Source organism: Candidatus Latescibacterota bacterium, assembly GCA_020633725.1.
GTDB lineage: Bacteria > Krumholzibacteriota > Krumholzibacteriia > JACNKJ01 > JACNKJ01 > VGXI01.
On record JACKDC010000003.1, the window covers coordinates 492286 to 507553 of the forward strand.

General features: G+C 67.2%; 11 protein-coding genes. All 11 read right to left on the reverse strand.

The features are described 5' to 3' along the window. Positions 1 to 14: 14 nt before the first annotated feature. The 11 genes from rpsS to rpoB all read right to left on the reverse strand — a co-directional run bounded on the left by rpsS (position 15) and on the right by rpoB (position 15159). Positions 15 to 278, reverse strand: a complete 264-nt coding sequence (gene rpsS / locus H6693_09390) for a 30S ribosomal protein S19 (protein ID MCB9516397.1) — start codon at positions 276 to 278, stop codon at positions 15 to 17. A 29-nt stretch (positions 279 to 307) separates the two neighbouring features. Continuing rightward, on the reverse strand, positions 308 to 1144 hold the full coding sequence (rplB, locus tag H6693_09395; GenBank protein MCB9516398.1) for a 50S ribosomal protein L2: 837 nt from the start codon (positions 1142 to 1144) through the stop codon (positions 308 to 310). 18 nt (positions 1145 to 1162) lie between these two features. Next, positions 1163 to 1453: a 50S ribosomal protein L23 gene (gene rplW / locus H6693_09400; protein ID MCB9516399.1), complete on the reverse strand. Its 291-nt coding sequence runs from the start codon at positions 1451 to 1453 to the stop codon at positions 1163 to 1165. Further along, the gene (gene rplD, locus H6693_09405) at positions 1450 to 2085 is read right to left on the reverse strand and encodes a 50S ribosomal protein L4 (GenBank protein ID MCB9516400.1); all 636 of its coding nucleotides are present in this window, start codon (positions 2083 to 2085) and stop codon (positions 1450 to 1452) included. The genes rplW and rplD overlap by 4 nt, the downstream gene beginning before the upstream one ends. A 52-nt stretch (positions 2086 to 2137) precedes the next feature. Further along, positions 2138 to 2449, reverse strand: a complete 312-nt coding sequence (gene rpsJ, locus H6693_09410) for a 30S ribosomal protein S10 (protein MCB9516401.1) — start codon at positions 2447 to 2449, stop codon at positions 2138 to 2140. Between the two features lie 73 nt (positions 2450 to 2522). Continuing rightward, a complete protein-coding gene (gene tuf / locus H6693_09415; protein MCB9516402.1) occupies positions 2523 to 3713 on the reverse strand; it encodes an elongation factor Tu in 1191 nt (396 codons plus the stop codon). 25 nt (positions 3714 to 3738) lie between these two features. Continuing rightward, positions 3739 to 5814 (reverse strand): elongation factor G, encoded by a 2076-nt coding sequence (fusA, locus tag H6693_09420; protein ID MCB9516403.1) that lies wholly within the window; start codon positions 5812 to 5814, stop codon positions 3739 to 3741. Positions 5815 to 5997: 183 nt separating this feature from the next. Then, complete coding sequence (rpsG, locus tag H6693_09425; GenBank protein MCB9516404.1) at positions 5998 to 6465, reverse strand: 30S ribosomal protein S7; 468 nt, start codon at positions 6463 to 6465, stop codon at positions 5998 to 6000. Between the two features lie 22 nt (positions 6466 to 6487). Next, the gene (locus tag H6693_09430) at positions 6488 to 6859 is read right to left on the reverse strand and encodes a 30S ribosomal protein S12 (protein MCB9516405.1); all 372 of its coding nucleotides are present in this window, start codon (positions 6857 to 6859) and stop codon (positions 6488 to 6490) included. A gap of 239 nt (positions 6860 to 7098) precedes the next feature. Next, positions 7099 to 11322: a DNA-directed RNA polymerase subunit beta' gene (gene rpoC, locus H6693_09435; protein MCB9516406.1), complete on the reverse strand. Its 4224-nt coding sequence runs from the start codon at positions 11320 to 11322 to the stop codon at positions 7099 to 7101. Between the two features lie 42 nt (positions 11323 to 11364). Beyond that, positions 11365 to 15159 carry a DNA-directed RNA polymerase subunit beta gene (rpoB, locus tag H6693_09440; GenBank protein MCB9516407.1) on the reverse strand — a complete coding sequence of 1265 codons (3795 nt, stop codon included), beginning with the start codon at positions 15157 to 15159 and terminating at the stop codon, positions 11365 to 11367. Positions 15160 to 15268: the final 109 nt, after the last annotated feature.

Genomic DNA, 15268 nt, shown 5'->3' on the forward strand with positions numbered 1-15268 from the left:
GTACCTCCAGGTCTCTACTTTTTGCCCGCGTGCGAGCGGAAGGTGCGGGTCGGGGCGAACTCGCCCAGCTTGTGACCCACCATGTTCTCCGTGACGTACACGGGGATGAACTTGTTGCCGTTGTGCACGGCCAGCGTGTGCCCCACGAACTCCGGCGAGATGGTGCAGCGCCGCGCCCAGGTCTTGACGACCTTCTTCTCGCCCTTGTTGTTCATCCCCTCGAGACGCTGCAGCAAGCGCAGATCGATGTAGGGGCCCTTCTTCAATGAACGCGACAATGGATTGCCTCCTCAGTCGTTCAAGCTGCCTAGGCGGACTTGCTCTTCCGCCGACGGACGATGAAGCGGTCCGTGGGGTTGTTCTTCTTGCGCGTGCGGTAGCCCTTGGTCGGCGTGCCCCAGGGGGACACCGGGTGACGGCCGCCGGAGGTCTTGCCCTCGCCGCCGCCGTGGGGGTGGTCCACCGGGTTCATGGCCACACCGCGCACCTTCGGCCGCCGGCCCCGCCAGCGCGACGCGCCCGCCTTGCCGAGCATCACGTTCTCGTGCTCCAGGTTGCCCACCTGGCCGAGCGTGGCGTAGCACTCGCGGTGGACCTGGCGCATCTCGCCGCTGGGCATGCGCAGGAGGCAGTACTCGCCGTCCTTCGCCATGAGCTGCATGTAGGACCCGGCGCTGCGGGCCAGCTGGCCGCCCTTGCCGATCTTCAGCTCCACGTTGTGCAGCGTCGAACCCAGGGGGATGTCCTTCAGCGGCATCGCGTTGCCCACGCGGATCTCCGCGCCGGGCCCGGAGACCAGCTCGTCGCCCACGTTCAGCCCGTTCGGCGCCAGGATGTAGCGCTTCTCGCCGTCGGCGTAGTGCAGCAGCGCGATGCGGGCCGTGCGGTTCGGATCGTACTCGATCGTGGCCACCTTGGCCGGCACGCCCAGCTTGTTCCGCTTGAAGTCGATGCGGCGGTACTGGCGCTTGTGGCCGCCACCGCGGCGCCGGCTCGTGATGTGCCCGTGGTTGTTGCGGCCGCCGCTCTTCTTGATCGGCTCCAGCAGGCTCTTCTCGGGCTTGTCGGTGGTGATCTCGCCGAAGTCGGAAACCGTGCGATAGCGCTGGCTCGGAGTCCGCGGCTTGAACTTCTTGATTCCCATGCTCGCTCTCCTCGCCTGCTAGCCGTTCTGGACGACGATGTCGATGGTGTCGCCCTCCGCCAGGGTCACCACGGCCTTCTTCCACGACGGGCGCATGCCCTCGAAGCGGCCCAGCCGCTTCAGCTTGCCCCGGACGGTCATGGTGCGCACGTCCTTGACGGTCACCTTGAAGATCTCCTCGATGGCCCGCTTGATCTCGGGCTTGGCCGCCCGGCGGTCCACCTCGAAGACGTAGCGGTTGTGTGCCTGCAGCTGCGAGCTCTTCTCCGTGAGCAGCGCTCGCCGCACGACGTGATAGACGTCCTTCATGCTCCGAACACCTCCTTGACCTGCTCGAGGGCCGGCGCGGTCAGGACCACCTTGTCCGCCCACATCACCTGGTACGCGTTCAGCTCGCGGCCGACGATGAAGTCCAGGTTGCGCAGGTTGCGCGCGGACTTGCAGATGTCGAGATCGTACTCGTCCAGGACCAGCAGGATCTTCTCGCGCCCCTCGCTGAGGCCCATGCCCGCGATCAGCGTCTTGAAGTCCTTGGTGCGCGGCGTGTCGGGCGTGAAGCCGTCCACCACCAGCACGTCGCCGGCGCCGGCGCGGTCGCTCAGCGCGGACAGCAGCGCGGCGCGGCGCGCCTTGCGGGGCATCGCGTAGCTGTGGTCACGCGTCTTGGGACCGAAGGTCGTGCCGCCGCCGTAGCGCGTGGGGCTCTTGGCGGAGCCCGCGCGGGCGCGGCCCGTGCCCTTCTGACGGAACAGCTTGGCCGTGGAGCCGGTCACGTCGGAGCGGTCCTTGGTGTGGGCGGTCCCGGCGCGCTGGTTGGCCTGGTAGTTGCGCACGGCCTCCCAGATGAGGTGTCCCTTCACCTCCTGACCGAAGATCGCCTCGGGCAGTTCCACCGTGCCGGTGCTCTTGCCCTTGCCGTCGTAGAGATTTGCGTTCGGCATTGCTACTCCAGTTGCCTTGCCGGCGCCGCGCCTCAGCGGGCGCGGGGCGGCGTCAGACCTTGATCTCGATGTCCACGCCCGCCGGCAGATCCAGCTTGGTCAGGGCGTCGAGGGTGGCCGGGGTCGACTTGGTGATCTCGATGAGGCGCTTGTGCACCCGCATCTCGAACTGCTCGCGCGACTTCTTGTCCACGTGCGGCGAGCGCAGCACCGTGTAGAGCGACCGCTGCGTCGGCAGCGGGATCGGCCCCGAGATCTCGGCGCCCGTGCGCTTGGCCGTGCGAACGATCTCGAACGCCGAGCGGTCCAGCGTGCTGTGCTCGTAGGCCTTCAGCCTGATCTTGATCTTCTGTCCGGTGTACACCGTTCTCCTCCAATCGTGCGGCTACGCCAGCTTCAGCCGTTCGGCCGCCTGCTCGCCGCCCCTAGATCGCTGGCTACTCGTAGATCTTGGTCACGACGCCCGCGCCAACCGTGCGGCCGCCCTCGCGGATGGCGAAACGAAGGTTCTCCTCCATCGCGATCGGCGTGATCAGCGCGATCTGCATCTTCACGTTGTCGCCCGGCATCACCATCTCCGTCCCCTCCGGCAACTCCGCGACTCCCGTCACGTCCGTCGTCCGGAAGTAGAACTGAGGACGATACCCGTTGAAGAACGGCGTGTGACGGCCGCCCTCCTCCTTCGTCAGAATGTAGACCTCGCCCTCGAACTTCGTGTGCGGCGTCACGCTTCCCGGCGCCGCGAGGACCATCCCGCGCTCGAGGTCTTCCTTGTTGACCCCGCGCAGCAACAGACCCACGTTGTCCCCGGCCTGCGCGTCATCGAGAATCTTGCGGAACATCTCGACGCCCGTCACCGTCGTCGTCAACGTGTCCCGGATGCCGATCCGCTCGACCTTGTCGCCCACCTTCACCTTGCCCCGCTCGACGCGACCCGTCCCCACCGTCCCGCGGCCCGTGATCGAGAACACGTCCTCGACCGGCATCAGGAACGGCTTGTCCGTCTCGCGCTGAGGCTCCGGAACGAAGCTGTCGATCGCATCCATCAGCTCGTCGATGCACTTCTGATCCGCCTCGGTCCCGGGATTCTCCAGCGCCTTCAGCGCGCTGCCGCGGATGATCGGCGTCTCGTCCCCGGGGAAATTGTACTCGTTCAGCAGCTCCCGGATCTCCAGCTCCACCAGGTCCAGCAGCTCCGGGTCGTCCACCATGTCCACCTTGTTCATGAAGACCAGCATGCTCGGCACGTTCACCTGCCGCGCCAGCAGCACGTGCTCGCGCGTCTGCGGCATCGGACCATCGGCTGCCGAGACCACCAGCACCGCGCCGTCCATCTGCGCCGCGCCCGTGATCATGTTCTTCACGTAGTCCGCGTGACCCGGGCAGTCCACGTGCGCGTAGTGACGGCTCGCCGTCTGGTACTCCACGTGCGCCGTCGCGATCGTGATGCCGCGCTCGCGCTCCTCGGGCGCCTTGTCGATCTGGTCGAACGGCGTGAAGGCCGCCATTCCCTTGCTGGCCTGGCGCTGGGTGATCGCCGCCGTCAGCGTGGTCTTGCCGTGGTCAACGTGACCGATCGTGCCCACATTGACGTGCGGCTTCGTGCGCGAGAACTTCTCCTTCGCCATGACGAGTCAACCTCCTCTACGGGCCCTAGGCTCCGAACCCGACAAAACGACTAGCGATGCTCTTGGGCACGGCCTCGAAGTGAGAGAACTGCATCGAGTAGACCGCGCGTCCCTGGGACAGAGACCGCAACTGGGTCATGTAACCAAACATCTCTGACAGCGGAACGGAGGCCGTCACCACCTGCATCGCGTGGCGGGGCTGCATGCCGTCCACCTTGCCGCGACGCGAGTTGATGTCGCCCACCACTTCACCCGTGAAATCGCCCGGGGTGACGACCTCCACGGCCATCACCGGCTCGAGCAGAATCGGCTCGGCCTTCAGCGCCGCCTCACGGAAGGCGATCGCCGTGGCCGCCTGGAAGGCCTGGGGCGTGGAGTCCACCTCGTGGTGGCTCCCGTCGAGCAGGGTGACCTTGCAGTCCACCAGCTCGTAGCCCGCCAGCACGCCGGAACTCATGGAGGCCCGGGCGCTCTGCTCCACCGCCGCGACGAACTCCGCCGGCAGCGCCTGCGGGCTCATCGCGCTCGCGAAGACGAAACCCGCCCCCGTGCCCGCCGGCTCGATGGCCAGCTTCACGTGGGCGAAGACGCCCTTGCCGGCCACCTGGCGCTGGAAGCGGTGCTCCGCCTCGCCCCTGGCCGCCACCGACTCCTTGTAGACCACCTGGGGCTTGCCCACGTTGGCCTCGACCTTGAATTCGCGCACCATGCGATCGCGCAGGATCTCCAGGTGCAGCTCGCCCATGCCCGCGATCAGGGTCTGGCCGGTCTCCTTGTCGACCCGCACCTGGAAGGTGGGGTCTTCGTCGGCCAGGCGCTCCAGGGCCAGCTTGAGCTTCTCCTCGTCGGCCTTGGTCTTGGGCTCGATGGCGATGTCGATCACCGGCTCCGGGAAGCTCATGGACTCGAGCACGATCGGGTGCGAGACGTCGGTCACGGTGTCGCCGGTGCGCACGGATTTGAGGCCGACCACGGCGACGATCTCGCCCGCGCTGGCGTCGGCCACCTCCTCCCGCTTGTTGGCGTGCATCCGCAGAAAGCGTCCCATGCGTTCTTTCTTCCCCGTCGTGACGTTCAGCGCCATCTCACCGGACTTCAGGGTGCCGCTGTAGACCCTGAAGAATGTCAGTCGTCCCGCGAAGGCGTCGCTGGCCACCTTGAAGGCCAGTGCCGCGAAGGGCGCCTTGGGGTCGGGGGCGCGTTCCGCGCGTCCCTTGCCGTTTGGCAGTTCGCCCTCCACCGCGGGCAGGTCCATCGGACTCGGCAGGTAGTCGATGATCCCGTCGAGCACGCGCTGGACACCCTTGTTCTTGAAGGCCGCGCCCGCGAAGACCGGCACCAGCCGCCCTTCCAGCGTCGCCTTGCGGATCGCGCGATCCAGCAGTTCCGCGCTCACCGCTTCCCCGCCCAGGTAGGTCTCGGCCAGTTCGTCGTCGAACTCGGCCGCGGCCTCGATCAGTCGCTCGCGGGCGGCATCCGCCTTCTCCGCGAGCGCGGCGGGGATCTCGTCGGTCGCGTAGCGCTGGCCCAGACTCTCTTCGTCGTAGTACAGCGCCTGCATCCGCACGAGATCGATCAACCCCTTGAAGGCGTCCTCGGCGCCGATGGGCAGGGTCACGGGCACCCCGTTGGCCCCCAGCCGCGTCCGAATCGCCTCCACCACCGCCTCGAAATCCGCCCCCACCCGGTCCATCTTGTTGACGAAGGCGAGACGCGGCACATGGTACCGATCCGCCTGCCGCCACACCGTCTCCGACTGGGGTTCCACGCCGCCCACGGCGCAGAAGACGGCGATCATCCCGTCCAGCACCCTCAGACTCCGCTCCACCTCCACGGTGAAGTCCACGTGCCCGGGGGTATCGATGATGTTGATCCGGTGGTCCCGCCAGTAGCAGGTCGTGGCCGCCGAGGTGATCGTGATCCCCCGCTCCCGCTCCTGCTCCATCCAGTCCATCGTGGCGGCGCCGTCGTGCACCTCGCCCATCCGATGGATGATGCCCGCGTAGTACAGAATCCGCTCGGTGAGGGTCGTCTTGCCGGCATCGATGTGGGCGGCGATGCCGATGTTCCGTATCCGCTCGAGTGAATCTCCACTACTCATGGCTGAACCAACGAAAATCCCTCCCGAAGTCTCGACGCACACGATGACTGCGGGTCGAGACCTCAGGAGGGGTATCCAGTGCGGACCCGGCCCTGCAGACATCGTCCTCCGGCGATTTGAGCTCCTGATGCTGGGAGCCCGCGTAGACCGCCGCCGGGGCTATGTCGGACTTCGCGTCCTTTCCTAGAACCGGAAGTGAGCGAAAGCCTTGTTGGCTTCGGCCATCCGGTGTGTGTCCTCGCGCTTCTTGATCGACGGCCCTTCCTTCCGGTAGGCCGCCAGGAGCTCCGCCGCCAGGCGCTCGCTCATCGTGTGATCGGGCCGGCTGCGGGAAAACTGCAGCAACCAGCGCATGGCCAGCGCCGTGCGCCGGGACGGCCGCACCTCGATGGGCACCTGGTAGTTGGCGCCACCGATGCGTCGGCTCGTCACCTCGAGGTGGGGCTTCACGTTGTTGAGGGCCGAGGTGTAGACCTCCAGACCCTTCTTGCCCGACTTCTCCTCGATGATGTCCATGGCCTTGTAGAAGATCGCCTCCGCCGTGCTCTTCTTGCCGCCCTTCATCATGTAGTTGATGAACTGGGCGACCATCGGGCTGTTGAAGCGGGGGTCGGCGACGGTCTCGCGGCTGCGCTTGATCCTGCGACGCATGTCTCTCCGGTCTCCTGCCGCCCTACTTGGGGCGCTTGGCGCCGTACTTCGAGCGGCGCTGGTTGCGGCCGTCGACGCCACTGGTATCCAGCGCGCCGCGCACGATGTGATAGCGCACACCCGGCAGATCCTTAACGCGGCCGCCACGGATGAGCACGATCGAGTGCTCCTGCAGGTTGTGCCCCTCGCCCGGGATGTAGGCGGTGACCTCGATGCCGTTCGTCAGACGAACGCGGGCCACCTTGCGGAGGGCGGAGTTGGGCTTCTTCGGCGTGGTCGTGTACACGCGCGTGCAGACCCCCCGCTTCTGCGGGCAGGACTGCAGGGCCGGCGACTTGCTCTTGTGAGCAACCACCTTGCGGCCCTTGCGGATCAACTGGTTCAGCGTCGGCACGCTCGCACTCCTCGTACCCCAGGGAGTCTGAGCCCTGAGTCCGAAATGCAACTCTCTGTTGCGCTTGAGCTTAGGGAGTCGGCTCGGTCGCGCCAGGGGGCGCGCACAAGACCGCCAATCTACACGATCGATTCATGCTTGTCAAGCCGACCGCGAATTTTCCCTTGTCATCTCACCGTTTAGCCCTCGTGGGCCGCCCGGGCGGCGCCTCCGCGCGGGAAGCGCCGCCGCCGGTTCGACTAGGACTCGTCCTCGTCCCCCTCGCCGCCGCCACCGGCCATGGCCTCGGCCTCGCCTTCGCCGCTCTCCTCGGGGAAGAGCATGAGGCCCTCCTCCATGAGGCTCTGGGCCTGCTGCTCGGCCTTGTTCGCCACGGCGGCCAGGGCCTCCTCCTCGGCGGCCTTGCGGGCGGCCACCTCGGCCTGGAGGGTGCGCAGCTCCTCCTGGGCCACGCGCAGGTCGTCGTACTCCTTGCGGCCGGTGCCCGCGGGGATCAGCCGGCCCATGATCACGTTCTCCTTGAGACCGTAGAGGTAGTCGGTCTTGCCGTTGATGGCCGCCTCGCTGAGCACGCGGGTGGTCTCCTGGAAGCTGGCCGCCGAGATGAAGCTCTCGGTGGTCAGCGACGCCTTGGTGATGCCGAGCAGCAGCGGCCGGTAGGTCGCCGCGCTGCCGCCCTCGCCCACCACGCGCTCGTTCTCCTCCTGGAACTCGGCGCGCTCCACCTGGTCGCCCTCGAGGAAGCGGCTGTCGCCCGGCTCCTCCACCTGCACCTTGCGCAGCATCTGCCGCACGATGGTCTCGATGTGCTTGTCGTTGATGCCCACGCCCTGCAGGCGATAGACCTCCTGGATCTCGTTGACCAGGTAGGCCTGGGCCGCCTGCACGCCCTTCACGTTCAGGATGTCGAAGGGGTTGATCGGACCCTCGGTGAGGCGGTCGCCCGCCGTCACCTCGTCGCCGTCGTGCACGCGCATGTGCTTGCCCTGGGGAATCAGGTACTCCTCCGAGGTGTCGGCGTCGCGCTTGACGATGACCTTGCGCATGCCGCGGGTGACGCCGCCGATCTCCACCGTGCCGTCGATGGCGGTGACGATCGCCGCGTCCTTGGGCTTGCGCACCTCGAACAGGTCCACGACCCGGGGCAGGCCGCCGGTGATGTCGCCCGTGTGGCCGAGATCCTTCGGCACCTTCACGAGGATGCTGCCGGCGGGCACGGACTCGCCGTCCTTCACGCTCAGGATGGCGTTCGTGGGCAGGAAGAACTTCTCGAGGACCTTGCCGTCCTTGTTGACGATCTTGATCTCGGGGTGCAGCTCCTTCTGGAGGTCGTCGGTGATGACGGCCTGGCGACGGCCCTTCTCGTCCGTCTCCTCCTTGAGCGTGCGGCCCTCCTCGATGTCGATGAACTGCACCTCGCCCTTGCGGGTGTTGACCATGGGCTCGGCGTAGGGGTCCCAGGTGAACAGGGTGTCGCCCTTCTTCACCTGCGCGGCGTTCTTGACATCGAGCACGGCGCCATAGGGCGCGGCGAAGTGGGCGCGGATGCGCTCCTTGCTGCCCTCCTGCACCTTCACGATGATCTCGCCCTTGTGGCCGATGACCACCTGCCGCCCGTCGGCGTTCTTGATGCAGCGCACGTTGACCAGCTCGACCTCGGCGTCCACCGGGGCCTGCTTGGCCGTGGCCTCGGCGATGCGGCCGGCGATGCCGCCCACGTGGAAGGTCCGCAGCGTGAGCTGCGTGCCCGGCTCGCCGATGGACTGCGCGGCGATGACGCCCACGGCGTCGCCGATGTCCACCAGGCTGCCCGAGGACAGGTCGCGGCCGTAGCACTTGATGCAGACGCCGCGGCGCGTCTCGCAGGTGAGCACCGAGCGGATCTTCACCATCTCGACGCCCTTCTCCTCGATCAGCTTGGCGCGGGTCTCGTCGACGAGCATGCCCGCCTCCATCAGCACGTCGCCGGTGAGGGGGTCGATCACGTCGTCCGCCGTGAAGCGGCCGAGGATGCGGTCGGTCAGGCTCTCGATGACGTCCCCGCTCTCCTCCAGCGCCTTCATGTCGAGGCCGCGGATCGTGCCGCAGTCCTCCTCGGTGATGATGACGTCCTGCGCCACGTCCACCAGGCGGCGGGTCAGGTAGCCGGCGTCGGCGGTCTTGAGCGCCGTGTCGGCCAGACCCTTGCGCGCGCCGTGGGTCGAGATGAAGTACTGCAGCACGGTGAGCCCCTCGCGGAAGTTGCTCTTGATCGGCTGCTCGATGATCTCGCCCACCTGACCGGTCATCTTCTTCTGCGGCTTGGCCATCAGACCGCGCATGCCCGAGAGCTGGCTGATCTGATCGCGGCTGCCTCGCGACCCGGAGTGGGCCATCATGTAGACCGGGTTGAAGCCCTGCCGGTCGTTCTCGATGGCCACCATCATGGAGTCGGCCACGGCGTCGCGCGCGGTGGTCCAGCGGTCGATGACGCGGTTGTAGCGCTCGCCCTCGGAGATGCGCTTGTTCTCGAAGTCCGTGGTGATCTTGCTCACGTCGCGGTCGGCGTCGGCCAGCAGCTTCGGCTTGTCCTGCGGGATGATCAGGTCGTCGATGCCGATGGTGATGCCCGCGAGCGTCGCGTAGCGGAAGCCGAGGTCCTTGAGGTCGTCCACGAAGGCGACTGTCTTCTCGCCGCCCAGCTCCAGGTGGCTGCGGGACACCAGCGCCGTCAGGGCCTTCTTGTCCATGACGTCGTTGATGTAGCCCAGCTCGTCCGGCACGCTGGCGTTGAAGATCACGCGGCCGGCGGTGGTCTCGAGCCAGCCGCCTTCCATGCGCACCATGACCGGGGCGTGCAGCTCGATGACCCCGTGGTCCAGCGCCTGGTTCACCTCGTCCGTGCTGTTGAAGCGCATGCCCTCGCCGCGGGCGCCGGGACGGCCCTTGGTGAGGTAGTAGCAGCCCAGCACCTGCTCCTGGTGCGGCGTCGCCACCGGCTTGCCGTTGGACGGCAGCAGCAGGTTGTTGGCGCTCAGCATGAGCACGCGGCTCTCGAGCTGCGCCTCGAAGGACAGCGGCACGTGCACGGCCATCTGGTCGCCGTCGAAGTCGGCGTTGAAGGCCTGGCAGACCAGCGGGTGCAGGCGGATGGCCTTGCCCTCCACCAGCACCGGCTGGAAGGCCTGGATGCCCAGGCGGTGCAGCGTCGGCGCGCGGTTGAGCAGCACCGGGTGGTCCTTGATGATCTCCTCGAGGATGTCCCAGACCTCGGGGCGCTCGCGCTCCACGAGCTTCTTGGCGCTCTTGACGGTCTGGACGTAGCCCTTCTCCTCCAGCTTGCGGATGATGAAGGGCTTGAACAGCTCCAGGGCCATGCTCTTGGGCAGGCCGCACTCGTGCAGGCGCAGCTCCGGACCCACGACGATCACCGAGCGGCCGGAGTAGTCCACGCGCTTGCCCAGCAGGTTCTGGCGGAAGCGCCCCTGCTTGCCCTTGAGCATGTCGCTCAGGCTCTTCAGCGGCCGGTTGCCGTGGCCGCGGACCGCGCGCGAGCGGCGGCTGTTGTCGAAGAGCGCGTCCACCGCCTCCTGGAGCATGCGCTTCTCGTTGCGGAGGATGACCTCCGGCGCCTTGATCTCCATGAGCTTCTTGAGGCGGTTGTTGCGGTTGATGATCCGCCGGTAGAGGTCGTTCAGGTCGCTCGTGGCGAAGCGCCCGCCCTCGAGCGGCACCAGCGGCCGCAGATCCGGAGGCAGCACGGGCACCACGTGCAGGACCATCCACTCCGGCCGGTTGCCGCCGGAGTTGCGGAAGGCCTCCACCACGCGCAGGCGCTTGAGGGCCTCCTGCTTGCGCTGCTGGCTCGTCTCCGTGGCGATCTGATCGCGCAGCTCGATGGACAGCTCGTCGAGGTGCAGCTTGCGCAGCAGGTCCTCGATGGCCTCGGCGCCCATCTTGGCCTCGAACTCGAAGCCCTCGTCCAGCAGGTCGTAGTAGCGCTCCTCGCTGATGAGCTCGCGCACCTGCAGCGTCGTGTTGCCGGGGTCGATCACGAGATAGGACTCGTAGTAGATCACCCGCTCGAGGTCCTTGATGGTCATGCCCAGCAGATGGCCGATGCGGCTGGGCAGGCCCTTGAAGAACCAGATGTGCGCGACGGGCACGGCCAGCTCGATGTGGCCCATGCGCTCGCGGCGGACGCGCGAAAGCGTCACCTCCACGCCGCAGCGGTCGCAGATGACCCCGCGGTAGCGGATGCGCTTGTACTTGCCGCAGGCGCACTCCCAGTCCTTGACCGGCCCGAAGATCTTCTCGCAGAAGAGGCCGTTCTTCTCGGGCTTGAACGAGCGGTAGTTGATCGTCTCCGGCTTCGTGACCTCGCCGAAGCTCCACTGGCGGATGGCCTCGGGGCTCGCGAGCGAGATCTTGATCGCCTGGAAATCCGGCGTCTCGGTCTCCCGGTGGCGGAAGCTGAGAAACACGCTAACCTCCTTCCGACGCGCGCGGCGTCGGGAGCTTGGTGATCAGGACGACTTCTCGGCCGTGATCAGATCGACGTCGAGGCACAGGGCCTGGAGTTCCTTCACGAGCACGTTGAAGGACTCCGGCACGCCGGGCTTGGACGGGTTCTCGCCCTTGACGATGGCCTCGTAGATGGCGCTGCGCCCCGCCACGTCGTCGCTCTTCACCGTCAGCAGCTCCTGCAGCGTGTGGGCCGCGCCATAGGCTTCCAGCGCCCACACCTCCATCTCACCGAAGCGCTGGCCGCCGAACTGCGCCTTGCCGCCCAGCGGCTGCTGGGTGACGAGGCTGTAGGGGCCGATGCTCCGGGCGTGGATCTTGTCGTCGACGAGGTGCGACAGCTTCATCATGTAGATGTAGCCCGTCATCACCCGCTCGTGGAACGGCTCGCCCGTGCGGCCGTCGTAGAGCTCGGTCTTGCCGTCGCCCGGCAGGCCCGCCTCCACGAGCGCGGCCTTGACCTCGGTCTCGGTGGCGCCGTTGAACACCGCGGTCTGCGCCTGGAAGCCCAGCACCTGCGCGGCCCAGCCCAGGTGCGTCTCGAGCACCTGGCCGACGTTCATACGGCTCGGCACGCCCAGGGGGTTGAGCACGATCTCCACCGGCGTGCCGTCGGGCAGGTAGGGCATGTCCTCCTCGGGGAGGATCTTGGCGATGACGCCCTTGTTGCCGTGGCGTCCGGCCATCTTGTCGCCCACGGAGAGCTTGCGCTTGCGGGCCACCAGCACCTTGACGAGCTGGATGACGCCGGGCGGCAGCTCGTCGCCCATCTCGACGCGCTCCTTCTCCTTCTCGAGCTCCTGGTCCACCTTCTGCAGGGCGCGGGCGGCGGCGTCCATGAGCCGCTTGATGCGCTTGTCGGTGGTCAGGTCCTTCACGATGGGCAGGCCCCAGTGCAGGCCGTCGAGGTCGAGCTCGTCGAGCAGGCCCTCGGTGATCTTGCGGCCATCCCGCAGCACGACCTCGCCCGTGTCCGCGTTGACGAGCTTCTGGCTGAGCTGACCGATCATCAGCTCGCGCAGGCGCGAGTCGCGCAGGCCGAGGATGCGCTTGCGCTCCTCCTTGGCCCGGCGGCGCAGACGCTCGATGCGGCGCTTCTCCTCCATGCGCGTGCTGTCGCCGCGCTCCTTGCGGGAGAACACCTTCACGTCGACGACGATGCCGTCCATGCCGGGCGGCGCCTTGAGGCTGGCGTTGCGCACGTCGCCGGCCTTGTCGCCGAAGATCGCGCGCAGGAGGCGCTCTTCCGGGCTGAGCTCGGTCTCGCCCTTCGGCGTGACCTTGCCCACCAGGATGTCACCGGGCTTGACCCGGGCGCCGGTGCGGATGATGCCGTTCTCGTCCAGGTTCTTGAGCGAGTCCTCGCCCACGTTGGGCAGCTCGCGCGTGATCTCCTCGCGGCCCGCCTTGATCTCGCGCACCTGGCACTCGAACTCCTCGATGTGGATCGAGGTGAAGCGATCCGCCTTGACCAGGCGCTCGCTCAGCAGGATGGCGTCCTCGTAGTTGTAGCCGCCCCAGGGCATGAAGGCGACGAGGGTGTTGACCCCCAGCGCCAGCTCGCCCGCGTTGGTGCCGGGGCCGTCGGCCAGCACCTGCTCCCCGCGCACCTTCTCGCCCACCACCACGATGGGCTTCTGGTTCACGCAGGTGTCCTGGTTGGAGCGGTGGAACTTCTGCAGGTTGTAGACGTCCTGCCCCTCGAACTCGGAGAAGTCCTCCAGGTCCGCGGCGCGGCTGCGCGTGGGCTGCACGATGATGCGCTCGCCCGTCACGCTGACCACGGTGCCGGCGCGCTTGGCCACCACCACCGCCTGGCTGTCGCGCGCGATGCGCTCCTCCATGCCCGTGCCCACCAGCGGCGGCTCGCAGCGAAGGAGGGGCACGGCCTGGCGCTGCATGTTGCAGCCCATGAGGGCGCGGTTCGCGTCGTCGTGCTCGAGGAAGGGGATCATGCTCGCCGCCGCGCTCACGAGCTGCGCGGGCGCGACGTCCATGAAGTCCACGTCGTCGGGCACCGCCAGCGGGAACTCGCCCTTGGTGCGCGCCAGCACCTCGTCGTTCACGAAGCGCCCGCGCACGTCCAGCGGCGCGTTGGCCTGCGCGATGGTGGTGCGGTCCTCCTCGTCGGCGCTCAGGTAGACGATCTCGTCCGTCACGCGGTTGTCCTTCACGCGGCGGTAGGGCGTCTCCAGGAAGCCGAAGGGATTGATGCGCGCGTAGGTGGACAGGCTCGTGATGAGGCCGATGTTCGGGCCTTCCGGCGTCTCGATGGGGCACATGCGCCCGTAGTGGGTGTAGTGCACGTCGCGCACCTCGAAGCCCGCGCGCTCGCGGGTGAGGCCGCCGGGACCGAGGGCCGACAGGCGCCGCTTGTGCGTGAGCTCCGACAGCGGGTTGGTCTGGTCCATGAACTGCGAGAGCTGGCTGCTGCCGAAGAAGGACTGGATCACGGCGCTGATCGTGCGCGCGTTGACCAGATCCGACGGCGTGATGTTCTCGCCGTCCTGCAGCGCCATGCGCTCGCGGATGATCCGCGCCATGCGCGACAGGCCCAGGCTGAACTGGTTGCTCAGCAGCTCGCCCACCGAGCGCACGCGGCGGTTGCCCAGGTGGTCGATGTCGTCCACGTGGCCCTGCTCGGCCTTGATGTCCAGCAGGTAGGCGATGACGGCCACGAAGTCCGTGGGCGTGAGCACCGTCGTCTCGATGGGGACGGTCAGGCCCAGGCGCGTGTTCATCTTGTAGCGGCCGACGCCCGCCAGATCGTAGCGCTTCTCGTTGAAGAAGAGGCGGTCGAGCAGCGCCCGCGCCGTCTCCATGTTCGGGGGATCGCCCGGACGCAGCAGGTTGTAGATGTACTTGAGCGCGTCCTCTTCGGTCTTGGTGGGATCCTTGGCGATCGTGTTCAGGATGACGTTGCTGTGCACGTCCTCGCTGCGGGACAGCACCTTCACGTCGAAGATCTTGGCCTGGCGCATCACCGTGAGCATGGCCTCGGTGATCTGCGTGCCCGCCTCGGCGATGATCTCGCCGGTCTCCGTGTTCACCAGCACCTCGGCCAGCACGCGGTCGATGACGTCCGCGTCCGACTTCGCCGGCCGCTTGGCCAGGCTGAGGGTCTCGCCCGTGGTGAAGGCCTGGAGCAGCTTGGCGTCGCTCTCGAAGCCGATGGCCCGCAGCAGCGTGGACACGGGCAGCTTCTTCTTGCGGTCGATGTGCACGAACATCGTGTCGTTGATGTCCGTCGTGAACTCCACCCACGAGCCGCGGTAGGGGATGATCCGCGCGCTGAACAGGCGCTTCCCGTTGGGGTGCACGCTGTCGCTGAAGAACACGCCCGGCGAGCGGTGCAGCTGGCTCACGATCACGCGCTCGGCGCCGTTGATGATGAACGTGCCCTTGCTCGTGATGAGCGGCAGTTCGCCCAGGTAGACCTCGGACTCGATGATGTCCTTCACCCGGCGCTCGCCCTCGACCTCCTCCGCCTCCTTCACGATCAGGCGCAGCTTGGCCTTGAGCGGCGCGACGAAGGTGAGGTCGCGCTCCTGGCACTCCTCCACCGAGTACTTGGGTTCGCCCACGGCGTACTCCAGGTACTCCAGGATGAAGTCGCCGCGGCTCGACTCGATGGGAAAGATCGCGCGGAAGACGCCTTCGAGCCCCTTGTTCTCGCGCTGGCGAGGGGGCACCCGCATCTGGAGGAAGTCCTCGAAAGACTCCACCTGGACCTCGAGCAGGTCGGGGATCTCGATCACGGGCTGAATCTTGGCGTAATTCCGCTTGGGCAGCGCGATGGGCAGACTCACGGGCGTCCTCCCGGAAGCAGGAAGGGAATAGACAGACCGGTGCCCGGGGTGCGTCCCAACACCGGGCACCGATCGAAACTGCTGACGGACTGACTGG